General features: G+C 64.3%; 25 protein-coding genes. 12 read left to right on the forward strand and 13 right to left on the reverse strand.

What is annotated here, in order from left to right:
• Nucleotides 1-35 precede the first annotated feature (35 nt).
• The 5 genes from ACROUL_RS12195 to epmA form a co-directional block, all read right to left on the reverse strand.
• Nucleotides 36-500, reverse strand: coding sequence for a holin family protein (locus tag ACROUL_RS12195; protein ID WP_431299741.1), 465 nt, complete (start codon nt 498-500; stop codon nt 36-38).
• On the reverse strand, nt 491-1,102 hold the full coding sequence (locus ACROUL_RS12200; RefSeq protein WP_431299742.1) for a holin-associated N-acetylmuramidase: 612 nt from the start codon (nt 1,100-1,102) through the stop codon (nt 491-493). Before ACROUL_RS12200 ends, ACROUL_RS12195 begins: the two co-directional genes overlap by 10 nt.
• 76 nt (nt 1,103-1,178) lie before the next feature.
• Nucleotides 1,179-1,631 carry a cytochrome c maturation protein CcmE gene (gene ccmE, locus ACROUL_RS12205; protein ID WP_431301303.1) on the reverse strand — a complete coding sequence of 151 codons (453 nt, stop codon included), beginning with the start codon at nt 1,629-1,631 and terminating at the stop codon, nt 1,179-1,181.
• A 103-nt stretch (nt 1,632-1,734) separates the two neighbouring features.
• Nucleotides 1,735-2,763 (reverse strand): N-acetyl-gamma-glutamyl-phosphate reductase, encoded by a 1,029-nt coding sequence (gene argC / locus ACROUL_RS12210; RefSeq protein WP_431299743.1) that lies wholly within the window; start codon nt 2,761-2,763, stop codon nt 1,735-1,737.
• Nucleotides 2,764-2,940: 177 nt separating this feature from the next.
• A complete protein-coding gene (gene epmA, locus ACROUL_RS12215; protein WP_431299744.1) occupies nt 2,941-3,981 on the reverse strand; it encodes an EF-P lysine aminoacylase EpmA in 1,041 nt (346 codons plus the stop codon).
• Between the two features lie 81 nt (nt 3,982-4,062).
• Here epmA and efp point away from each other — a divergent pair, with 81 nt between their 5' ends.
• A complete protein-coding gene (efp, locus tag ACROUL_RS12220; RefSeq protein WP_431299745.1) occupies nt 4,063-4,629 on the forward strand; it encodes an elongation factor P in 567 nt (188 codons plus the stop codon).
• 123 nt (nt 4,630-4,752) lie between these two features.
• Here the strand turns inward: efp and ACROUL_RS12225 are convergent, their stop codons facing one another.
• Together ACROUL_RS12225 and ACROUL_RS12230 are read right to left on the reverse strand one after the other, a co-directional pair.
• Nucleotides 4,753-5,496, reverse strand: coding sequence for a DUF1684 domain-containing protein (locus ACROUL_RS12225; protein WP_431299746.1), 744 nt, complete (start codon nt 5,494-5,496; stop codon nt 4,753-4,755).
• The gene (locus ACROUL_RS12230) at nt 5,493-6,305 is read right to left on the reverse strand and encodes a glutamate racemase (RefSeq protein ID WP_431299747.1); all 813 of its coding nucleotides are present in this window, start codon (nt 6,303-6,305) and stop codon (nt 5,493-5,495) included. Before ACROUL_RS12230 ends, ACROUL_RS12225 begins: the two co-directional genes overlap by 4 nt.
• Before the next feature lie 199 nt (nt 6,306-6,504).
• Here ACROUL_RS12230 and ACROUL_RS12235 point away from each other — a divergent pair, with 199 nt between their 5' ends.
• Entirely contained in the window at nt 6,505-7,416 is a 912-nt protein-coding gene (locus ACROUL_RS12235; RefSeq protein WP_431299748.1) for a LysR family transcriptional regulator, read from the forward strand.
• Between the two features lie 245 nt (nt 7,417-7,661).
• Here ACROUL_RS12235 and ACROUL_RS12240 read toward each other — a convergent pair whose 3' ends face one another.
• Nucleotides 7,662-8,132 carry a hypothetical protein gene (locus ACROUL_RS12240; RefSeq protein WP_431299749.1) on the reverse strand — a complete coding sequence of 157 codons (471 nt, stop codon included), beginning with the start codon at nt 8,130-8,132 and terminating at the stop codon, nt 7,662-7,664.
• A gap of 148 nt (nt 8,133-8,280) precedes the next feature.
• Between ACROUL_RS12240 and purL the strand changes: the two genes are divergently transcribed.
• From purL to grxD, 5 genes are all read left to right on the forward strand, one after another.
• Entirely contained in the window at nt 8,281-10,434 is a 2,154-nt protein-coding gene (purL, locus tag ACROUL_RS12245; protein ID WP_431299750.1) for a phosphoribosylformylglycinamidine synthase subunit PurL, read from the forward strand.
• A complete protein-coding gene (locus ACROUL_RS12250; protein ID WP_431299751.1) occupies nt 10,431-10,910 on the forward strand; it encodes a GNAT family N-acetyltransferase in 480 nt (159 codons plus the stop codon). The genes purL and ACROUL_RS12250 overlap by 4 nt, the downstream gene beginning before the upstream one ends.
• 86 nt (nt 10,911-10,996) lie before the next feature.
• Nucleotides 10,997-11,233, forward strand: coding sequence for a BolA/IbaG family iron-sulfur metabolism protein (locus ACROUL_RS12255; protein ID WP_305568772.1), 237 nt, complete (start codon nt 10,997-10,999; stop codon nt 11,231-11,233).
• Between the two features lie 5 nt (nt 11,234-11,238).
• Nucleotides 11,239-11,481, forward strand: a complete 243-nt coding sequence (locus ACROUL_RS12260; protein ID WP_431299752.1) for a hypothetical protein — start codon at nt 11,239-11,241, stop codon at nt 11,479-11,481.
• Nucleotides 11,478-11,837, forward strand: coding sequence for a Grx4 family monothiol glutaredoxin (grxD, locus tag ACROUL_RS12265; RefSeq protein WP_431299753.1), 360 nt, complete (start codon nt 11,478-11,480; stop codon nt 11,835-11,837). Before ACROUL_RS12260 ends, grxD begins: the two co-directional genes overlap by 4 nt.
• 2 nt (nt 11,838-11,839) lie before the next feature.
• On the opposite strand, the gene ACROUL_RS12270 is transcribed toward grxD, so the two are convergent.
• The 3 genes from ACROUL_RS12270 to ACROUL_RS12280 are packed head-to-tail and all read right to left on the reverse strand — an operon-like array spanning nt 11,840 to nt 13,009.
• Nucleotides 11,840-12,163 (reverse strand): MliC family protein, encoded by a 324-nt coding sequence (locus ACROUL_RS12270; protein ID WP_431299754.1) that lies wholly within the window; start codon nt 12,161-12,163, stop codon nt 11,840-11,842.
• The gene (locus ACROUL_RS12275; RefSeq protein ID WP_431299755.1) at nt 12,160-12,525 is read right to left on the reverse strand and encodes a cell division protein ZapA; all 366 of its coding nucleotides are present in this window, start codon (nt 12,523-12,525) and stop codon (nt 12,160-12,162) included. Before ACROUL_RS12275 ends, ACROUL_RS12270 begins: the two co-directional genes overlap by 4 nt.
• The gene (locus ACROUL_RS12280) at nt 12,518-13,009 is read right to left on the reverse strand and encodes a hypothetical protein (RefSeq protein WP_431299756.1); all 492 of its coding nucleotides are present in this window, start codon (nt 13,007-13,009) and stop codon (nt 12,518-12,520) included. The genes ACROUL_RS12275 and ACROUL_RS12280 overlap by 8 nt, the downstream gene beginning before the upstream one ends.
• Nucleotides 13,010-13,227: 218 nt before the next feature.
• Between ACROUL_RS12280 and tkt the strand changes: the two genes are divergently transcribed.
• The gene (gene tkt / locus ACROUL_RS12285) at nt 13,228-15,243 is read left to right on the forward strand and encodes a transketolase (protein ID WP_431299757.1); all 2,016 of its coding nucleotides are present in this window, start codon (nt 13,228-13,230) and stop codon (nt 15,241-15,243) included.
• A gap of 16 nt (nt 15,244-15,259) precedes the next feature.
• Nucleotides 15,260-16,375: an HPP family protein gene (locus ACROUL_RS12290; protein ID WP_431299758.1), complete on the forward strand. Its 1,116-nt coding sequence runs from the start codon at nt 15,260-15,262 to the stop codon at nt 16,373-16,375.
• On the opposite strand, the gene ACROUL_RS12295 is transcribed toward ACROUL_RS12290, so the two are convergent.
• Together ACROUL_RS12295 and ACROUL_RS12300 are read right to left on the reverse strand one after the other, a co-directional pair.
• Nucleotides 16,372-16,932, reverse strand: a complete 561-nt coding sequence (locus tag ACROUL_RS12295; protein ID WP_431299759.1) for a hypothetical protein — start codon at nt 16,930-16,932, stop codon at nt 16,372-16,374. The genes ACROUL_RS12290 and ACROUL_RS12295 overlap by 4 nt on opposite strands.
• 54 nt (nt 16,933-16,986) lie before the next feature.
• Nucleotides 16,987-17,961 (reverse strand): DUF808 domain-containing protein, encoded by a 975-nt coding sequence (locus tag ACROUL_RS12300; protein ID WP_431299760.1) that lies wholly within the window; start codon nt 17,959-17,961, stop codon nt 16,987-16,989.
• A gap of 126 nt (nt 17,962-18,087) precedes the next feature.
• On the opposite strand from ACROUL_RS12300, the gene ACROUL_RS12305 reads away from it, so the two are divergent.
• The 3 genes from ACROUL_RS12305 (at nt 18,088) to ACROUL_RS12315 (ending at nt 19,681) form a co-directional block, all read left to right on the forward strand.
• Complete coding sequence (locus ACROUL_RS12305; protein ID WP_431299761.1) at nt 18,088-18,231, forward strand: hypothetical protein; 144 nt, start codon at nt 18,088-18,090, stop codon at nt 18,229-18,231.
• Nucleotides 18,232-18,320: 89 nt separating this feature from the next.
• Complete coding sequence (gene gap, locus ACROUL_RS12310; protein ID WP_431299762.1) at nt 18,321-19,322, forward strand: type I glyceraldehyde-3-phosphate dehydrogenase; 1,002 nt, start codon at nt 18,321-18,323, stop codon at nt 19,320-19,322.
• A gap of 188 nt (nt 19,323-19,510) precedes the next feature.
• Complete coding sequence (locus ACROUL_RS12315) at nt 19,511-19,681, forward strand: hypothetical protein (RefSeq protein ID WP_431299763.1); 171 nt, start codon at nt 19,511-19,513, stop codon at nt 19,679-19,681.
• Nucleotides 19,682-19,688 lie beyond the last annotated feature (7 nt).

The raw sequence follows: 19,688 nt of genomic DNA on the forward strand, positions 1-19,688 counted from the left end.
CCATGCCAGAGGCGGCGTTAGAGGTCAAGGATCGCTCATCCCGCCCGCCAGTCGTCCAACGCCGGGTTCGCCTCCACCGCCACCGCCTCAGGCGCCTGAACCGGTCGGTTGCGGAAATAGTGCGTCTCCCGCGCGCCGAAATAGAACGCGACCACCGCCCCCAAAAGCCACCACAGCGGCTCGGGTACTGCATTCAGCCCCACCATCCGCCGCGCAAACGCGACCGGGTCCACCATCGCATAAACGAAAAGCCCGATGGTCCCGAACGCCAGCATCGGCCGCGGCAGCCGGTTCACCCCGTTCACCAGACGGTCGAACCAGCCGAGCGAGGGGTTCTCATACTCCTCCCCCAACTGCCTGAGTGCCGCCATCTGCGCCTCCGCCGACAACTCCATCCGCTTGGTGGCCGACGGCACGAACACCTCCGCCAGGCCCTTCGCGGCCTCGCCCATCGCCGTCACCGCCCCTTGCGCACCCGCCAGACCGCCGATCATCCCCATGCCGCCACCCGCGCCCGGTGCTGCGCCTCGCTCAGGTGATACCGCGGCGCGATGAATTCCTCCGCCCGCACGATCCAGCCGCCTTTGCCCCCATCCCGCCGCCGCGCAAACTTGCGGCTGGCAGGTCGGCGGTCGCCCAAGGCGTAATAATAATTCCGCCGCGCGATCCCGTAGGCATCGGCCAGATGCGACGGAGCCGCCTCAAAAGCCATCTGGGCAGCTCGTATCGTCTGTGGCCCCACCTGCCCGTCAGGATCACAAGGATACCCCATATCCCCTATCAATCGCTGCAGTATCTTCACCGCATTGCCACCCGTGTTGACATACATGTCAAACACGCTCGCCTGCAGAACCTCCGGCAGGGCCGCCAGCCCCGGTCGTGTGAAATAATGCTCGATGTAGATGTCCACCGCCTGCGCCCGGCTCAGCGCCTTCACATCGGCCACGTCGACCCGCGTGTCGCGATTCACGTCAATGCCCAAGCGGCGCAGCGTGTGGATCGTGACCCCGTGGTTAGTCGCCCCCCCGGGATCATCCGGGTCGTTCACGAACCCACCCTCGCGGGCGACAATCTCTTCGGCAATCTCTCTGACGGACCCCATCGACCCCTCCGGTTCAGGCAACCGCCCGACCATCGGAAATCTCCGTTAATCCCGCCTCACTCCGGCGCGCGCCGCCTCAGCTTTCAGGCTTCGACGGCTGATAGACGCCCTGCTCTTTCAGCGCGTCGACCACTTCCTTCGGCATGTAGGTCTCGTCATGCTTGGCCAGCACTTCGGACGCCACGAACGTGTCGCCCTCCATCTGGCCTAGCGCCACCATCCCTTCGCCCTCACCGAACAGGTCCGGCAGCACCCCGGTATAGCGCACCGGAACCGTTTCGTTGGTGTCCGTCACAGAAAACGAAACCGTCGCCCCCTCGCCGCGCACCAGACTGCCCTCAACCACCAGACCGCCGATCCGGAACACCTCTTCGGCCGGCGGAGGCGTCGTCACCACTTCGGTCGGGCTGCGAAAGAAATTGACGGCGGTTTTCGGCACGAAGAAGTATACCACCGCCACAGCGGCCAGCAACGACAGCGCCGCAAGCGCCATCACCTGAACCCGCCGACGCTTCTTCAACCCTTTCAGGCCCCGAAACTCCTGTCCGCCCGCCATCATCCGCTCCCGTTCCGGTCGCCCGCTTCTACCCTGTCAGATCGGTGCTGCCTTGACCTTGGTCAAGCCCGACACGTCAGGGAAACACCGGTGCCAGCATCAGCCCCGTCGTCTCATCCAGCCCCAGCATCAGGTTCGCGTTCTGGATCGCCTGCCCGCTCGACCCTTTGGTCAGATTGTCCAGCACCGCAACCACCACAGCCAGCCCCGGTTTTCTGTCACCGATGACACCGATATGGCAGAAATTCGATCCTGCGATATCGCGCGTCGACGGCAGGTTGCCGAACGGCAGAACGCGCAAGAAGGGCTCGTTTTCATACGCCTTTTCAAGCGTCTGGTGCACGATCTTCGCGTCACCCTTGACATAGACCGTAGCCAGGATGCCCCGGTTCATCGGCAGCAGATGCGGCGTGAACTGCACCTCCACACGCCGCCCGGCCAGCTTGGAAAACTCCTGGTCGAACTCGCCCAGATGCCGGTGCTTGCCGCCCGCCGAATAGCTGTGCGTGCCGCCCGACAATTCCGCGTGAAGGAGGTTCTCCTTCAGGCTGCGCCCTGCGCCCGATACCCCCGCCTTCAGGTCGATCAGGATATCGTCAAGGTCGATCACACCGGCAGAAATCAACGGCCGCAGCGCGAACTGCCCGGTTGCCGCATTGCATCCCGTCCCCGCCACAAGCCGTGCCGACTGGATTTCATCGCGGTAAAATTCCGTCAGCCCGTAAACCGCTTCGGCCTGCAGATCGGGCGCCGTATGTGCCTGCCCGTACCACTTTTGATACTCTCCCACGTCGCGCAACCGGAAGTCGGCGCTAAGATCGACGATCTTCAGATCGCGCGGCAGCTTGGCGATCACCTCCTGCGTGGTTGCATGAGGAAGCGCGCAGAAGCACAAGTCTACATTGGAAAAATCGATCTCGTCGATCTTCACGAGTTGCGGCAGTTTCAGGTGGCGCAGAAACGGAAACACCTCCGCCATCTGCATCCCGGCCTTGCGGTCGGCGGACAGGGCGACAATCTCCATCGCCGGATGCGTCGCGATCAGGCGCACCAGCTCCGCCCCGGTATAGCCCGAAGCGCCCAGAATGGCGATCTTGTGGGTCATCTTGGCAACCTCCTGCAATCAGCGCACGCGCGGCCCCTCATAGCGCCGCATCCGGCAGAAACGCAAGGCCGTTGGCAGGCGTCGGGCGGATGGCCATTTCCTAATGGAAGATTAATTCGCGAACTAACCCATTGATATTGCTAGACCCGAAAAGGTGTCCCACGGTGGGACACCCCCTCACGCCACCGGAACCCACATCACATCCTCGATCCGCGGCGCCCCCGTGGCCAGCATCACCACCCGGTCAAACCCCATCGCGATCCCCGCGGCCGGTGGCATGATCTTCAAGGCCTCGAGGAACTCTTCGTCCAGCGGATACCGCTCCCCATAGACCCGCTCCTTCTCATCCATCTCAGTCTCGAACCGACGCCTCTGCTCCTCCGCATCGGTCAGCTCCCCAAACCCGTTGGCCAGCTCCACCCCGCAAGCATAGACCTCGAACCGCTCCGCGACCCGAGGGTCGCCCTCGACCCGCCGCGCCAGCGCCGCCTCCGCCGCCGGGTATCGGTCCAGGATCGTGATCCGCCCCATTCCCAGATGCGGCTCCACCCGCTCCCCCAGAACCCGGCTCACCATATCCGACCACGTGTCATCCACGGCTCGCCTCACCCCCGCCCGGTCCAGTTCCTCCCCCAGCCGGTCCACCGAAACCTCCCCGGTTGGGCTTATCGAAGCCATCAGATCAACCCCCGCATACCTCTCGAACGCTTCCGCCACCGAAATCCGCTCCGCCTCGGCAAACGGGTCACAAACCCGGTCCCGAAACCGCAGCCCCGACGCACCAGCCGCCTCCGCAGCGAGCCGCAGAAAGGCGACGGTATCCTCCATCAACCGCTCATACCCCTCGCCCACCCGGTACCATTCCAACATCGTGAACTCCGGGCTGTGCAGCGCCCCACGCTCCCGGTTCCGCCAGACATGGGAAAAGGCGTGGATCTTTGTCTCGCCCGCGGCCAACAGCTTCTTCATCGCGAATTCGGGCGAGGTGTGCAGAAACAAGGTCCGCCCCTCCCGGTCATTCCCGATCGCCTGGGTCGCAAAGCCGTGCAGGTGCGCCTCGTTTCCCGGGCTAACCTGCAAGGCGGTGGGGTCGACCTCGGTGAAGCCCTCGGCCGCCAGCCGGCCCCTGATCGCCGCCTGGATCCGCCCCCGCGCCAGAAGCAGCGGTCGGCGGTCGGCGTGGCGGGTGGGGGTCCACCAGGGATCAGCGGGTTTCATCTGGAAATTCCGGTCAGGATGGGTTAAGCGCGCGGCGATGCCCATCTACGGGCCAGACAAGCCAACCACAAGGACCGCGCTTTGAAAGTCATCGCCTCCTCGCTCCGCAAGGGCAACGTCGTCGATCTGGACGGCCGTCTCTACGTCGTCCTCAAGGCCGAGAATTTCCATCCCGGCAAGGGCACGCCGACGACTTCGGTCGACATGCGGCGGATTTCGGATGGGGTGAAGGTGGCGGAGCGGTGGCGGACGACCGAGATGGTCGAGAAGGCCACGGTGGACGAGCGCGAGTATGATTTCCTGTATGAGGATGGCGAAGGGTTCCACTTCATGGAGCCGGAATCCTATGAGCAGGTCACGGTTCACCCCGACGTGGTGGGAGATGGCAAGGTGTTCCTTACGGACGGGATGAAGGTCTACCTGAAGACCTTCGAGGGGGTGGCCATCGCGATCGAATTCCCGCAGCGGGTGGTGGTCGAGATCACCGAGACGGAGCCTGTAGTGAAGGGGCAGACGGCGTCGTCTTCCTATAAGCCCGCGACCTGTTCGAATGGGCTGCGGGTCATGGTGCCGCCGCATATCGGGGCGGGGACCAAGATCGAGATCAATACCGAGGACAATTCCTACGTTGGCCGCGCCAAGGATTGATGTCCCACCGTGGGACATTTTTTCAGTGCAATGATTTCAATGGGTTAAGAGGCGCATTAAGCTGTCGTAAAGGTTTGGAGGCACGCCGTCGGGGCGTGCCTTCTGCGTTTTGCGCCACTTGTATCAGGGGGCCAACTCACCCGCCTCGATCCGGAACGGCAGGATGTTGCCCGGTGGCGGCAGCGGGCAGATCGCGAAATCGGTGAAGCCGCAGGGCGGCGTGAAGGCGCGGTTGAAATCGAGGGTGATTTCGCTGTCGGTCGCATCCTCTCCGATCAGGAAGCGGCAGGCGGGGTAGGTTTCGCCTGCGGTCGCGTCGCGGAAAACGAACATCGGTTTGCCGGATTTCCAGTGCGTCGGGGTTAGCGTCACGGGCTTGCCGTCATAGAGGAACGTGGCGCGGTGGGTCACGGTCACGGCGGCCATTGAGCCGTCCTTCATGGTCACTTCGGCTGCCTGAGGAGCGACGGCTTCCCATTTCGCACGCATGATCCAACTGGCTGCCGGGGGATACGAGCGCAGGGTCAGCGACGGATGCAGCGTGAGGTCGCGGACGCGCAGCGCGGGCGTGCCGTCAACGGTGTGGATTTCCAGCAGGAACGGATCGACGCGAAGCTGCGGGAAGGCGTCGGGAACGGCGACGAAGGGCTGTGGCGGTTCGCCGGGCCGAGCAAAGCTGGCGCCGTCAGGCCCGAGGGTCAGGGTGCCGAGAAGATCCGGGCCGGAGGGCAATTCGACCGTCTGCCTGCGCCCGACGAGGTGGGTTCCGGGCGCGAGGTCGATGCGGGCAACGAGGTTCAGCCAGCCATCGGGAGCGGTAAGGGCGGCAAGCCGTGCGGCACGCCATGTTTCCAGTGGCACGCTCATGCCGACTCGAACTTCACTTGTTTGCGCATGAACTGGGTGGCGCGGTCGCTGACCGAGCGGGGATCGCCAGTGGTCAGGAAGCGCGACTTCTTGCCCTGCCCTACCATTTCGGGGCGGCGGGTCAGGTAATCGGCAAGGCTTTCGGCCACGAGGTTGGCTTGACTGTAGACCTTGACGTCCGGCCCCAATGCCTCGGCAAAGGTTTTTTCCATCAGGGGATAATGGGTGCAGCCTAGGACCGCGGCTTGCGGATGCGGCATCCGGCGTTTCAGCGCCTCGACGTGGGAGCGCACCAGCGCTTCGGCGAGGATCTCGTCACCCTGTTCGATGGCATCGACGACCCCGCCGCAGGGCTGCGCCTCGACATCGACACCGATGGCGCGGAAGGCCAGTTCGCGCTGGAAGGCGCGGGACGCGACGGTTGCGGGGGTAGCAAAGAGGGCGACGTGCTTTACCGCCACTTCGCGCGGCGGGGAATTGTCGCCCCACTGGCGTTCGGTCAGCGCCTCGATCAGCGGGACGAACACGCCGAGGACGCGCTTTGATTTTGGCACCCAGGTTTCCTGCATCCGCTTCAGCGCGGCGGCAGACGCGGTGTTGCAGGCAAGGATCACCAGATCGCAGCCTTCGGCCCAAAGCCGTTCGGTGGCGGCGGTGGTGAGGTTGAAGATGTCGTCCGGGGTGCGCACGCCGTAGGGCGCGTGGGCGTTGTCACCGAAATAGACAAAGGGCACATCGGGCAGCCTGCGGGCCACGGCATCGAGCACCGTCAGACCGCCCAGACCCGAATCAAACACGCCTACTGCCATGTGCTGCCTTTCATGCCCCGAACCGGGATGCTTTGCGTGACTTTAACAGAACCATAAGCCGCCCGGTTGCGCCGTGAAAGAGCGAAGGCGTGTCGGCGGTGCGGCGCAGGCAATGGGAAGGACGCATTTACTTGTGGTCAGGTTTCCCTATGTAGGCAGAGCCGTGGTAGCGTATGACAGTAACGGGGTGGGACAGGCGATGGACTGGGACAAGCTGAGGATATTCCATGCGGTGGCCGACAAGGGCAGTCTGACCCATGCGGGCGACGTGCTGCACCTGAGCCAATCCGCCGTCAGCCGCCAGATCCGCGCGCTGGAGGAAAGCCTTGCCGTGACGCTGTTTCATCGCCATGCGCGCGGGTTGATCCTGACCGAGCAGGGCGAGCTTCTGTTCGACGCGACGCAGGCGATGGTCAAGCGGCTGGACGCGACTGCGGCGCGCATCAGAGACAGCGAGGACGAGGTCTTTGGCGAATTGCGGGTGACGACGACCACGGGCTTCGGCACACTGTGGCTGGCACCGCGTCTGGCGCGGCTTTATGAGAAATACCCGGCGCTGAAGATCGACCTGATGCTGGAAGAGCGGGTGCTGGATCTGCCGATGCGGGAAGCGGACGTGGCGATCCGGATGAAGGAGCCAAGCCAGGCCGACCTGATCCGCAAGCGGCTGATGAACATCAAGATGCGGCTTTACGCGACGCCGGAATATCTGGCGGTCGCCGGCACGCCAAAGACGATGGACGATTTCAGCCAGCACCGGCTGATCAGCCAGCACGCGGGGACGCCGCAGGTCGCGGCGGGGGCGTTGTTGGTGCAGGAGTTGATGAGCCACGATATTCCGTCGACGCTGACGGTGAACAACTATTTCGGGGTGTTGCAGGCGGTGCTGAACCATTTGGGCATCGGCGTCCTGCCCGACTATATCACCGAGGATTTTCCCCACCTTGTCAGGGTGTTGGACGATGTGCAAAGCGCCGAAGTGCCGGTGTTCCTGGCTTACCCCGAAGAGTTGCGGCATTCCAAGCGGGTGGCGGCGTTCCGCGATTTCGTGACCGACGAGATCATGACCTACCGCCGCCGCCAGCAGGATGATGCGGTGCCCGTTGGCTAAGCCATGCAGGGACTGCATGACGGGATTGCTGCATTGTTGGGCATTGCAGACTTGTTAGCGCGCACAACCGCCACTAATTCAAGCGGCGAGGGGATGATTGAGTTTCTCTCATCGCCTCATACCTCCCTGTTGGACTTGGCCGAGCGTAATGCTCGGCCTTTTTTTTGGTCCGGGTGGTGGCGCGGCGCCCATGCAAAAGCCCGGCAGTTGCCTGCCGGGCTTTCATTTGACGGATCGAAAGACAATCAGTCCCCGGTCGTGGTGCCGGTCGCGCCGTCTGCGGCCCCGTCGGTGCCGGCGGTGTTGCCGGTGTCATTCTCGGTGCTGGCGGCGTCAAGGTTGCCGGACAACGAGGTGAAAAGCTCCGACTCGGTCCAGCCGAGGGTCAGCGAACCGTCAGCCGTCATGTCGGAGGCCAGCGGAACGGTGAAGGACTTGACGCTGGATTTCGCCGCGACGTCGCTGTTGAGCGTGATCATCACGACCTGCTCGCCGGCGGTGCCTTCGTAGACGCCATCGACCTGCCCGATGACGATCTGGTCCTTGGTGCGGACCTCGTTTCCGACGAAGGCGCTGCCTTCGACCATCTTGACGGTGGTCATGTCTTCTGGTGCAGCGCCAAGTGTTGCATCCGCACTCACTTCCAGCGCGAGTGCCGGTGCGGCGATCAGCGATGCGATCGAAGCTGCGGCCAGCAGCGATTTGGTCTTGAACATGTCAATTTCTCCTCGAGTGGTGCCGGTAGCGCGGCATGGCGTATCAACCGGCGAAAGAGCGAACTGTTCCCGGCACAGGCACAACGGCGGGCCTTTCCTGTTTTCCGTCGATCGCATAAGGAAACCGCATCGCGAGCGGAGAGATGTGATGCAGGACCCGAAGATCACCCCCGACCTGGTGGCAAGCCACGGCCTGAAGCCGGACGAATACGAGCGGCTTTTGGGGATCATCGGGCGGGAACCGACGTTTACCGAGCTCGGCATCTTTTCCGCGATGTGGAACGAGCATTGTTCCTACAAGTCGTCGAAGAAATGGCTGCGCACGCTACCTACCACCGGGCCGCAGGTGATTTGCGGGCCCGGAGAGAACGCGGGCGTTGTCGATATCGGTGACGGACAGGCGGTGATCTTCAAAATGGAGAGCCACAACCACCCGTCCTACATCGAGCCGCATCAGGGCGCGGCGACGGGCGTCGGCGGCATCTTGCGTGACGTCTTCACGATGGGCGCGCGGCCGATTGCGGCGATGAACGCGCTGTCGTTCGGGCTGCCGTCGCATCCCAAGACCGCGCATTTGGTGAAGGGTGTGGTCGAGGGCGTGGGGTCTTATGGCAATGCGTTCGGCGTGCCGACGGTCGGCGGCGAGGTGCGGTTTCATCGCAGCTACAACGGCAACTGTCTGGTAAATGCCTTTGCCGCCGGGTTGGCGGATGCGGACAAGATTTTCTATTCGGTCGCCTCGGGCGTCGGAATGCCGGTGGTCTACCTTGGGGCCAAGACGGGGCGTGACGGGGTTGGCGGGGCGACGATGGCCAGCGCCGAGTTCGACGATACGATCGAGGACAAGCGCCCGACGGTGCAGGTGGGCGACCCCTTCACCGAAAAGCGTCTGCTGGAGGCTTGCCTTGAGCTAATGGCGTCGGGCGCGGTCATTTCCATTCAGGACATGGGGGCTGCGGGCCTGACCTGTTCGGCGGTCGAGATGGGCGACAAGGGCGGGCTTGGGATCAAGCTGCAACTCGATGACGTGCCGCAGCGTGAGACGGGCATGACGGCCTATGAGATGATGCTGTCGGAGAGCCAGGAGCGGATGCTCATGGTGCTGAAGCCCGAATTGGAGGCGGTGGCGCGGGCGATCTTTGTGAAATGGGACCTGGATTTCGCCATTGTGGGCGAAACGATCCCGGAGGACCGCTTCCTGATCCTGCACGGCAACGAGGTGAAGGCCGATTTGCCGCTGTCAAAGCTGGCATCCTCGGCCCCTGAATACGACCGACCTTGGGTGGAGACCCCTGCCCCGGCGGCGTTGGGCGCGGTGCCGGAGATTGCGCCGTTGGACGCATTGCGGGCGCTGATCGGGTCGCCGTCCTATGCCCACAAGGCATGGGTCTACGAGCAGTATGACAGTCAGGTGGGCGCGGATACCGTGGTGGCACCCGGTGCTGGCGCAGGTGTGGTACGGGTGCATGGCACCGGCAAGGCGCTGGCCTTCACCAGCGACGTGACGCCGCGCTATGTGCAGGCCAACCCCTTTGAGGGCGGCAAGCAGGCGGTGGCGGAAGCCTGGCGGAACCTGTGTGCGGTGGGCGCACGGCCCTTGGCCACGACCGACAACCTGAACTTCGGAAACCCTGAAAAGCCCGAGATCATGGGGCAGTTCGTCGGCGCGATCAAGGGCATCGGCGCGGCGGTGAAGGCGTTGGACATGCCGATCGTGTCGGGCAACGTCAGCCTTTACAACGAGACGGACGGCAAGGGCATCCTGCCGACGCCGACGATTGGCGCGGTGGGGATCTTGGCATCCCTGGACGAGTTGATCGCGGGGCGGCCGGTTGCGGGTGACGCGGCAGTGCTGATCGGCGTGACGCGCGGGCATCTGGAGCAATCGGCGCTGTTGGCCGAAGCGTTCGGGATCGAGGCGGGCGATGCGCCGCCGGTCGATCTGGAGGCGGAAAAGCGGACCGGCGAGTTCGTGCGCGCCAACCGCAAGGCGCTGCGGGCGTGCAGCGACCTTAGCGATGGCGGGCTTGCGCTGGCGGCGTTCGAGATGGCCGAGGGCGCAGGCGTCGGGCTGACGCTGGAGGCGGGGGATATTCCGACATTGTTCGGTGAAGATCAGGCGCGTTATCTGGTGGCGACGGCGAACCCCGAGGCGTTGATCGCGGCGGGCAAGGCGGCTGGTGTTGCGGTGGCCGTGGTGGGCCGGTTCGGCGGTGATGCGGTCAGCTTAGGCGGGCAAGTCGCACCGATGGCGGCGCTGTCAGAGCTTTATCGCACTGCCTTTGCCAAGGCGGTGGCGTGAGCCTGCGCGCGGCGCTGCCGGGTGATTTAGGGTTCATCCGGGAGCTTGCGCAGCGACCGGACTATGCGCCTTTCATCACCGATGAAGACGAGGCGCGATTGGCGTTCTATGCCGGCGATGCGGCGCACCGGTTGCTGATCTGGGACGAAGGCGCGGGGCCTGCGGGCTTTGCGCTTTTTGCCGATGTGGGCATGCAGTCCGGCACGGTGGAGTTGCGGCGGCTGGCGTTGGACAAGACCGGAAGCGGCGGCGGGCTTGGCTTTGTGCAGGCGCTGACCGGGTACGCCTTTCAGGCGCTGGGCGCGGCCAAGGTCTGGCTGGATGCAAGCGGCGAGAATTTGCGGGCGCAGAAGGTATATGAACGGGCGGGATACCGGCTGGAGGGGCGCTTGCGGGCGCACTGGTTTCGCCCGGCGCTGGGGCGCAACGTGGACGTGATGCTGTATGGTATGTTGCGGGATGAGTGGGCAGGCTGAGGGATGGGGCTGAGGGATGGGGCTGAGGGCTTGCGGCTGAAACGCGGCGGGCCTACATCTTCTGCAAGGAAACCCGAGGACCTGCCATGCCGATGACTGCGCGCGATATCGAAGATCTGATCAGGGCCAGCTTTCCGCAGGCGAAGATCACCGTCGATGGCGATGATGGCCAGCATTTCGCGGCAGAGGTGATCGACGCCAGCTTCAAGGGCATGAACCGGGTGCAGCAACAGCGCGCGGTCTATGCGGCGCTGAAGGGCAAGATGGACGGCTCGCATGGCGAACTCCATGCGCTGGCCTTGACCACCAAGGCGCCGGAGTAAGCAGGATGGCAACCGGAGCGGGCCTTGGAAATCTGATACCGGTGGCGATGACGCTGGTGGGCGTGGTGTCGATGCTGCGCGCGCGGCGCAACCGCAAAACCGGCCGCGTCGAGCGGGACGACGATTTGGACCGGCGGCGGGCATCCGCTGCGGAAATGGAACGGCGCATGGCCTCGTATCTGGCCGGGCGCGACATGGGTAAGGCGGACGCCGACCCGGAACCGAAGGCACAGGAGAACGGACGATGAGCGCGTCAGACCAGATCAAGCAGACCGTGGAAAAGAACGATGTCGTTCTGTTTATGAAGGGCACCAAGATGATGCCGCAATGCGGGTTTTCTAGCCGTGTGGCGGGTGTGCTGAACTTCATGGGGATCGAGTATCAGGACGTGAACGTGCTGGCCGACCCGGAAATCCGGCAAGGGATCAAGGACTTCAGCGACTGGCCAACGATCCCGCAGCTGTATGTGAAGGGCGAGTTCGTGGGCGGCTGCGATATCGTGACCGAGATGACGCTGTCGGGTGAGCTGGACCAGCTTCTGGAAGCCAAGGGTGTGGCCTTTGACAAGGCGGCGGCGGAGAAGATCCGCGAAGCGAACGCCTGAGATTAGCCCTTGATGGCGCAGGTCAGCAGCGTGGCCTCGCCCTCGGGCGTTTTCCAGTAGAGGGTGGCGGTGTCGCCCTTGGTCCACCACACGTAGTTCGATCCGTCCGACGGCCAGCCGTAACGCGCGCCGGATGCGCTGGCTTCGCCCAGAAGGGTGATCTGGGTACTATCGACGTGCAGCACGACAAGGCCGCCATCGGCGCTGTTGATGTAGGTAGCCGGAATTTCGACTTCACGGTCGCAGATGTAGCGCGCCGTGGTGAAATCCGGCGAGGCGTTGGCAGTGGCTGGCAGCAGCGCCAGCGCAACGGCAGCCAGCCTCATGCGCGGGCTTTTTCTTCGACGCGGGCGGCCATCGCTTCAGCGCGGGCCGCAATCTCGGCGAGGGTTTCCGATATCTGCGGCGGGATCACGGCCACGTCGCGGGTGGTGACGGGGCGAGCCTCAAGTTCGGCCACCTTGGCGCGGATACCGCGCAGCTCGTCTTCCAGCGCGGCGGTCTTGTCGGCCAGAAGAAGCCCCGCCATCAGCAGCATCTTGGCTTCGGGCAGGCGGCCCATCTGCGCGATCAGGGGCGCCGCTTCGGTGTCGAGCATCGCCGCGGCCGAGCGCAGGAAGTGTTCTTCGCCGGGCTGGCAGGAGACCTGAAATTGGCGTCCGCCAATGGTGACTTCTAGATCAGGCATTGCCAGCCTCCGCCAGATGCGGCTCGAGCGCCGCGAGGATTTCGTCCATTTCCGCCATCTCGGTCATCCGGGTGGCACGCAGGGCTTCAAGTTCGGCCAGCATGGCCTTGTTGATCAGGTGCGGCTCGGTGACGCCCGCGGCTTGCGCCTGACGCAGTTGCGCAAGCTGGTCGCGCAAACTGGCGGCGGTGCGGCGCATTCGCTGCAGTTCAAGCCCCTGAACATCAAGCTGCTGGGTCAGGCGTTCGATCTTTTCCTGCAGGCTGCCTTGGCTTTCGCGTTCCTTCATCACGCGGATGCGTTCCTGAAGTTGCGCGGTGAGGGTCTTTTCATCCTCAAGCTGCGCACGCAGGGCGAGGTCAGGCGCAGGTGGAGGTGCTGCCGGGGCCGGTGCCTTTGGCGCGCTGGCGATGCGGTCGACGCCTTTGCCGATCCGCTCCAACGCGGCGGTGATCCGTTTTTCGAGAGCCGTGATGTCCTGCATTCCACACCCTTTACCGTCCGGTGGCCCACTGAAAGCGCCCGTCGCAGAGAGTGCGAATCGCACCCGCCCCGGTCAAGCATGATCTTAGCGTGAAACCCGGCGGATGCGACTGGCCTTTCTTCCCAATGCCTTGGGCGACGCGCTTGATATTGCCGGTTCGGGCCGATAGGAGCCATGTCGAACCCCTGCCCTGCCCCTTGCCACGAAGGAATTCGGCCTTGGATATCGCAACCCTCCGCACTGCAAACCCTGACCACTGGATGCGCGCAACCGCGATCCGGGCGCTGACGCTGGACGCGGTGGCGGCGGCAAATTCCGGACATTCGGGGATGCCGATGGGCATGGCGGATGTGGCGACTGTGCTCTTTGCCAACCATCTGAAGTTCGACCCCAAGGCACCGCGCTGGCCGGACCGCGACCGGTTCATCCTGTCGGCGGGACATGGGTCGATGCTGATCTATTCGCTTTTGTACCTGACCGGCTACGAGGACATGACGCTGGACCAGATCAAGGGCTTCCGGCAGTGGGGCAAGATCACCGCGGGTCACCCGGAATACGGCCATGTCGCGGGGGTGGAAACGACGACCGGGCCTTTGGGTCAGGGCATTGCAAACTCGGTCGGCTTTGCAATTGCCGAGGAAAACCTGCGCGCGCGCTTCGGGGCCAAGGTGCAGGACCATTACACCTATGTCATCGCGGGCGATGGTTGCCTGATGGAAGGCGTCAGCCACGAGGCGATCGGGCTTGCAGGCAAGTTGCAGCTTTCGAGGCTGATCGTGTTGTGGGACGACAACGGGATCACCATCGACGGCAAGGTGTCGCTGTCGGATGTGACCGACCAGAAGGCGCGGTTTGCGGCGGCTGGTTGGGACGTGTTTGCGTGCGACGGGCATGATCCGGCGGATATCGACCGGGCTTTGGTTGCGGCGAAGGCCAGCACCCGCCCGGCGATGATCGCCTGCAAGACGCATATTGCCCTTGGCCACGCGGCGCAGGACACCTCGAAGGGCCACGGCGCGCTGACGGATGCGGGGCAGATGGCGGCGGCGAAGGCGGCTTATGGCTGGACTGCGGGCGCGTTCGAGGTGCCGGCGGATGTGAAACGCTGGTGGGAAAGCCTTGGGGCCAAGGGCGCCAAGGAGCGGGCCGACTGGGAGACGCGGCTGGCCGCCCTGCCAGCGGCGCGCAAGGCAGAGTTCGACAGGGTGTTTGCAGGAACCGCCGCGCCGAAGCTGGGCGCAGCCATTCGGGCGGTGAAGAAGCAGGCAGTGGCGGATATGCCGAAACTGGCGACGCGGGCGGCATCGGAAAAGGTGCTGGCGGCGGTGAACCCGGTGGCGATGGAAACCGTCGGCGGATCGGCAGACCTGACCGGATCGAACAACACCAAGACGGCCGATCTGGGTGTGTTCACGGCCGAGGACCGCAAGGGCCGCTACATCTATTTCGGCATCCGCGAACATGGCATGGCGGCGGCGATGAACGGCATGGCGCTGCATGGTGGGGTGCGGCCTTACGGTGGCACCTTCATGTGCTTTACCGATTACGCCCGGCCTTCGATGCGGCTGTCGGCGCTGATGGGGGTGCCGGTCGTTTATGTGATGACGCATGACTCGATTGGTCTGGGCGAGGATGGGCCGACGCACCAACCCGTCGAACACCTTGCGATTTCGCGCGCCACGCCGAACACGTTGGTCATGCGGCCCGCCGATCTGGTGGAAACGGCGGAGGCGTGGGAGATCGCGCTGAGCGAGGAAAAGCGGCCGACGGTGCTGGCGCTGAGCCGCCAGAACCTGCCGGCGGTGCGCAAGGTGCACAGCAATGCGAACATGGTGGCCAAGGGTGGCTACGTGCTGGCCGAGGCGACGGGCAAGCGGCAGGTGATCCTGATGGCAACCGGGTCCGAGGTGGAAATCGCGCTGAAAGCCCGCGACGCACTCGAGGCCGAAGGAATCGGCACGCGGGTCGTGTCGATGCCGTGCATGGAGCTGTTTGCGGCGCAGGACGAGGCGTGGCGCAAGCGCGTGCTGCCCGCAGGCCCGGTGCGAATCGCGGTTGAGGCGGGTGTCCGGCAAGGCTGGGACCGCTGGCTTCTGGGCGAGCGTGGCCGCGAGGCGAAGTCGGATTTCGTGGGGATGTCGACGTTCGGCGCTTCGGCCCCGATGGAGCGGCTTTACAAGGAGTTCGGCATCACTGCCGACGCCGTCGTGGCCAAGGCGAAGGCGCTGATCTGACCGAAAGGCGCGCGCGGTGCGCGGCTGGCTGAAGGGGTTTGGCCCCGCAATGGGGCGGGCGCAGCCGGTTGACCTGATGCGCGCAGGCGGCGGGGCGCTGGCCGGGCTGCTGGCTGCGGCGTTAGTTCTACATGTGGGTGACGGTGGGGCGGCGCTAATCGCCCCCTTCGGGGCCAGTTCGGTGCTGCTTTATGCCGTGCCGAACAGCCCCTTGGCGCAGCCCTGGTCGGCCATTGCGGGCAACACCCTGTCTGCGCTGGTCGCTGTGGTAGTGGCATCGGTGGTGCCGCAGGGGATGTGGCTGGCGCCGGTGGCGGTGGCGCTGGCGATTGCAGTGATGCTGGCCTTGCGCGCGCTGCATCCACCTGGGGGCGCGGTTGCGCTGTTGGTGGCGATGCAGCCTTCGGCCGGGATCGTGGCGACGGTAGCGATCGGCACGCTGGCGCTGGTGGGTGCGGCGATCCTGTGGAACCTGGCGGTGGGGCGGGTCTATCCGTTCCGTCAACCCTCGACGCCCGGCCCGCATGGCACTGCGGACCCTGCCCCGCAGGCGCGTGTCGGGCTGGACCCGGCGGCGCTGGCGACGATCCTTGAGGACTACCGACAGTCGGCCAACCTTGGGGTGGCCGACCTTGCGCGCCTGATCGGGGCGGCAGAAGAGGCGGCGGCGGCGCGGCACATGGAAGCCTTCACCTGCGCCGACATCATGTCACGCGATCTGGTGACAGTGGCACCGGAGGCCAGCTTGATCGACGTGGCGGGGCTGTTTCGCACGCATGAGTTCACCTCGATCCCAGTGGTGCGGGGGGATGGGGTGCTTGCGGGGGTGATCCTGCAGATCGACCTGATCCGCAAGGCGGGGGCCGAGGCCTTGCACCTACACCGCGGCTTCGCGCGGCTGGTGGGGCGCGGGCGGCAGCGGCTGACGGCGGCGGACATCATGCAGGTGGCGATGCCGCGTGCCACACCGACGACGCCGGTAGGCGCGCTGTTGCCGTTGATGGCTGATGGCGGGGCCGAGGCGGTGCCGGTGGTGGTTGACGGCCGGATCGTGGGGATCGTGACGCGAAGCGACCTCGTCTCGGCCCTGGCGCACCGGTTGGCCGAGACTGTCTATGCCCGGGGGACTTAGCCTTTAAGGTCGTCTTCGTCTTCGTCAACGGCGGCGTCTTCGTATTCGTCGCCCTCTTCCATCTCTCCCACGGCGTCGAGGTCGGTCGGGTCGGGCATGCCGTCGTCGTTCAGATCGTCGTTCAACGGGCCGTCATCTGCGGCAAGTGCGCTGGAGGTGATGTCGGCATCCGCGGTCGACGCGTCGGGCATGTCTCGTTCGGGCAGGTCATCATTGGGCAGGACGCCCCCTGTTTCGGAGGCATCGCCGTCCGATAGGCGGATCTCGCCGTCGTCGGTAAGGCTGGGCGGATCGTCGGGGTAGGGCTGTTCTTCGCCCTGATCGACGAGGGTTGGAAATTCACCGAGATTGCGCTGCAGCGAGGCTTCCTCGATCATCGGTCTGGCCGCCTCTTCGGGGCTGAACGTTGGAAGGTCCACCTCTTCAAGCGCGACAAGTTCGCGGGCGTCGTCGAGATAGCGATCCCGCCCGCCCGGCGGCCTTCCGGCGGCGTGCCACAGACGGTCGGCGCGGGCCCGCACACGGTCTTCCCAGGCATTGAATTCTTCGCGGTTCATGGCGGTCCCCTTGGCTGTCGGCGTTTCAACGCGCCGCAGACAACCGCGGTTCCGTCAGTGTGCGGCGGACTTCTTGCCGGTTACCGTGGCGATAAGCGGACCGATGATGCGGGTTGCAACCGGGATCAGAAGGGTGCCGAGGATGAGGCCGAACACGCCGTCAAGCGCGGCGGTGACTACCCATTCAATAGCGCCCTTCGCGGTGCCAGCGGCGGTGGAGGCTAGTTCGGCGATGTGGTGGATCGTCTCGTAAGGCCAGGCCCAGAGATGCGTGACCTCAAGCCCGTGGATCACGATGTTGCCGCCGACCCACAGCATTGCCGCCGTGCCGACAGTTGACAGGAAGGCCATAAGTTTCGGCATCGCAAGCACGAGCCCCCGGCCAAGCGCCCTGCCCCCGCTGGTGCGCCCGGTGGCGGCAAGGTGAAGGCCGACATCATCCATCTTCACGATCAGCGCCACGGCGCCATAGACGACGACGGTGATGAAGATGCCGACCACGGCGAGGGTGATCGCCTGCATCCAGAAGTTCGGGCTTTCGATGGTAGCAAGCGCGATGGTCATGATTTCAGCCGACAGGATGAAATCGGTCTTGATCGCGCCGGCGACCTTTTCCTCTTCCAGATGGGCGGGATCGCGGGTGTCAAAATCCTGTTCCACCGCGTCGTCGCCATGCGGCGCAAGCGCGTGAAACACTTTTTCCGCCCCTTCGAAGCAAAGATAGGCCCCGCCAAGCATCAGGAGCGGCGTGATCACTGCCGGGGCGAAATGGTCAAGCGCAAGGAGACCGGGAAGGAGGAACACGAGTTTGTTCTTCATCGAGCCAAGCGCGATGCGCCAGATGATCGGCAGTTCGCGGTCGGCAGAGAAACCGTGCACGTATTTTGGCGTCACCGCCGCGTCGTCGATCACCACGCCGGCAGCCTTGGCCCCGGCCTTGGTGGCGGCGGCGGCGATGTCGTCCACCGAGGCGGCGGCAACCTTGGCGATTGCGGCCACATCGTCGAGAAGGGCGAGAAGTCCGCTCATGCTAGCCTCCGGGGTTGGGTCTCACTTAGCGCGGGATGGGGCGCGAGGCAAACCGGCGCTAGATCGGTCTTCACTCCGGCTTCAGATTTGCCGTATAGGACTGGGGCCGGAATTCGGGACGCGACCTTGACAAACACCATCGCGCTTTATCTTGGGGCGGCCCTGACCCTGGCCATTGGAGCAGACATCCTGATCAATGACGGGGTCGGCCTGATGTTCTTGGTGCGCAAGTTCCTTGATCTGGTCGAATGGGTGGTGTTTTGGCGCTGACCCCGTCAGAGTAAGGTTGTAATCGGCGGGCATCTGGGGATGTTACCGCTATCAGGCGACGCGAGTCGCATCCTGTTGGAGGAGTTTTCATGACCGTCAAAGTCGCCATCAATGGCTTCGGCCGCATCGGCCGCAACGTGCTGCGCGCGATCGTCGAATCTGGCCGCACCGATATCGAGGTGGTGGCGATCAACGATCTTGGCCCGGTCGAGACGAATGCGCACCTGTTGCGCTACGATTCGGTGCATGGCCGGTTCCCCGCAACGGTGACGACCGGCGCCGACTGGATCGACGTGGGCCGCGGGCACATGCTGGTGACGGCGATGAAGAACCCGGCGGACCTGCCGTGGGGCCATGTCGACATCGTGATGGAATGCACCGGCATCTTCACCTCGAAGGAAAAGTGCCAGGCGCATCTGGAGAACGGGTCGAAGCGGGTGTTGATCTCGGCCCCCGGTGACGGGGCGGACAAGACCATCGTCTACGGCGTGAACCATGACACGCTGACCTCGGCTGATATCGTGGTGTCGAACGCATCTTGCACCACGAACTGCCTTGTCCCGGTGGCCAAGGTGCTAAACGAGGCAATCGGGATCGAAAAGGGGATGATGACCACCATCCACTCCTACACCGGGGATCAGCCGACGCTGGATACGATGCACAAGGATCTGTACCGCGCCCGCGCGGCGGCGCTGAGCATGATACCGACCTCGACCGGGGCGGCGAAGGCCGTGGGGCTGGTCCTGCCGGAGTTGAACGGGAAGATGGACGGAATCTCGATCCGGGTGCCGACGCCGAACGTGTCGGTCGTGGACCTGAAGTTCATCGCCAAGCGCGCGACCACGGTCGAGGAAGTGAACGGGGCGATCAGGGCGGCAGCGGACGGTCGGCTGAAGGGCATTCTGGGCTACACCGAAGAGAAACTGGTGTCTTCCGACTTCAACCACGATCCGCATTCCAGCGTCTTCCACATGGATCAGACCAAGGTGATGGACGGCACCTTCGTGTCGATCCTGTCGTGGTATGACAACGAATGGGGCTTTTCCAACCGCATGGCCGATACCGCCGTGGCGATGGGCAAGCTGATCTGAACGCAAGATAGGCTTTCGGACTTAAAGGGGGCAGCCGCTGGGCTGCCCCTTCGTTTTTGCACAAGCTATGCGTCATATGCATAGCCGCACCGCAGCATCGGGCGTTGTTAGCGGTATCACACCCGCCTATCTCTGGGTCACGCGGAGAGAAAAAGCAGACCTCCGCGAGATGAAAAGGAAAGACGAAGATGATTACCGCGTTTGACATGCTGAAGACCGCCGCCCGCAATTATGCACTGTATCGGCAAACCCGTGACGAGATTGCCAACATGCCGCTGGATATTGCGCTGGATCTTGGCATCTACCGGGGCGACGCCGAGCGTATTGCCCGCGAAGCCGTGTACGGCAAAGCCGCCTGAAGGCTGG

It is taken from the genome of Tabrizicola sp. BL-A-41-H6, assembly GCF_050632395.1.
GTDB lineage: Bacteria > Pseudomonadota > Alphaproteobacteria > Rhodobacterales > Rhodobacteraceae > JAUYQR01.

Bases quoted from the DNA above. Each gene is read 5' to 3' on its own strand.
- ACROUL_RS12195 (WP_431299741.1), bottom strand. From the start codon at position 500: ATGGGGATGATCGGCGGTCTGGCGGGTGCGCAAGGGGCGGTGACGGCG.
- ACROUL_RS12200 (WP_431299742.1), bottom strand. From the start codon at position 1,102: ATGGGGTCCGTCAGAGAGATTGCCGAAGAGATTGTCGCCCGCGAGGGT.
- argC (WP_431299743.1), bottom strand. From the start codon at position 2,763: ATGACCCACAAGATCGCCATTCTGGGCGCTTCGGGCTATACCGGGGCG.
- epmA (WP_431299744.1), bottom strand. From the start codon at position 3,981: ATGAAACCCGCTGATCCCTGGTGGACCCCCACCCGCCACGCCGACCGC.
- ACROUL_RS12225 (WP_431299746.1), bottom strand. From the start codon at position 5,496: ATGAGCGTGCCACTGGAAACATGGCGTGCCGCACGGCTTGCCGCCCTT.
- ACROUL_RS12230 (WP_431299747.1), bottom strand. From the start codon at position 6,305: ATGGCAGTAGGCGTGTTTGATTCGGGTCTGGGCGGTCTGACGGTGCTC.
- ACROUL_RS12235 (WP_431299748.1), top strand. From the start codon at position 6,505: ATGGACTGGGACAAGCTGAGGATATTCCATGCGGTGGCCGACAAGGGC.
- ACROUL_RS12240 (WP_431299749.1), bottom strand. From the start codon at position 8,132: ATGTTCAAGACCAAATCGCTGCTGGCCGCAGCTTCGATCGCATCGCTG.
- purL (WP_431299750.1), top strand. From the start codon at position 8,281: ATGCAGGACCCGAAGATCACCCCCGACCTGGTGGCAAGCCACGGCCTG.
- ACROUL_RS12255 (WP_305568772.1), top strand. From the start codon at position 10,997: ATGCCGATGACTGCGCGCGATATCGAAGATCTGATCAGGGCCAGCTTT.
- ACROUL_RS12260 (WP_431299752.1), top strand. From the start codon at position 11,239: ATGGCAACCGGAGCGGGCCTTGGAAATCTGATACCGGTGGCGATGACG.
- grxD (WP_431299753.1), top strand. From the start codon at position 11,478: ATGAGCGCGTCAGACCAGATCAAGCAGACCGTGGAAAAGAACGATGTC.
- ACROUL_RS12270 (WP_431299754.1), bottom strand. From the start codon at position 12,163: ATGAGGCTGGCTGCCGTTGCGCTGGCGCTGCTGCCAGCCACTGCCAAC.
- ACROUL_RS12275 (WP_431299755.1), bottom strand. From the start codon at position 12,525: ATGCCTGATCTAGAAGTCACCATTGGCGGACGCCAATTTCAGGTCTCC.
- ACROUL_RS12280 (WP_431299756.1), bottom strand. From the start codon at position 13,009: ATGCAGGACATCACGGCTCTCGAAAAACGGATCACCGCCGCGTTGGAG.
- ACROUL_RS12295 (WP_431299759.1), bottom strand. From the start codon at position 16,932: ATGAACCGCGAAGAATTCAATGCCTGGGAAGACCGTGTGCGGGCCCGC.
- ACROUL_RS12300 (WP_431299760.1), bottom strand. From the start codon at position 17,961: ATGAGCGGACTTCTCGCCCTTCTCGACGATGTGGCCGCAATCGCCAAG.
- gap (WP_431299762.1), top strand. From the start codon at position 18,321: ATGACCGTCAAAGTCGCCATCAATGGCTTCGGCCGCATCGGCCGCAAC.
- ACROUL_RS12315 (WP_431299763.1), top strand. From the start codon at position 19,511: ATGATTACCGCGTTTGACATGCTGAAGACCGCCGCCCGCAATTATGCA.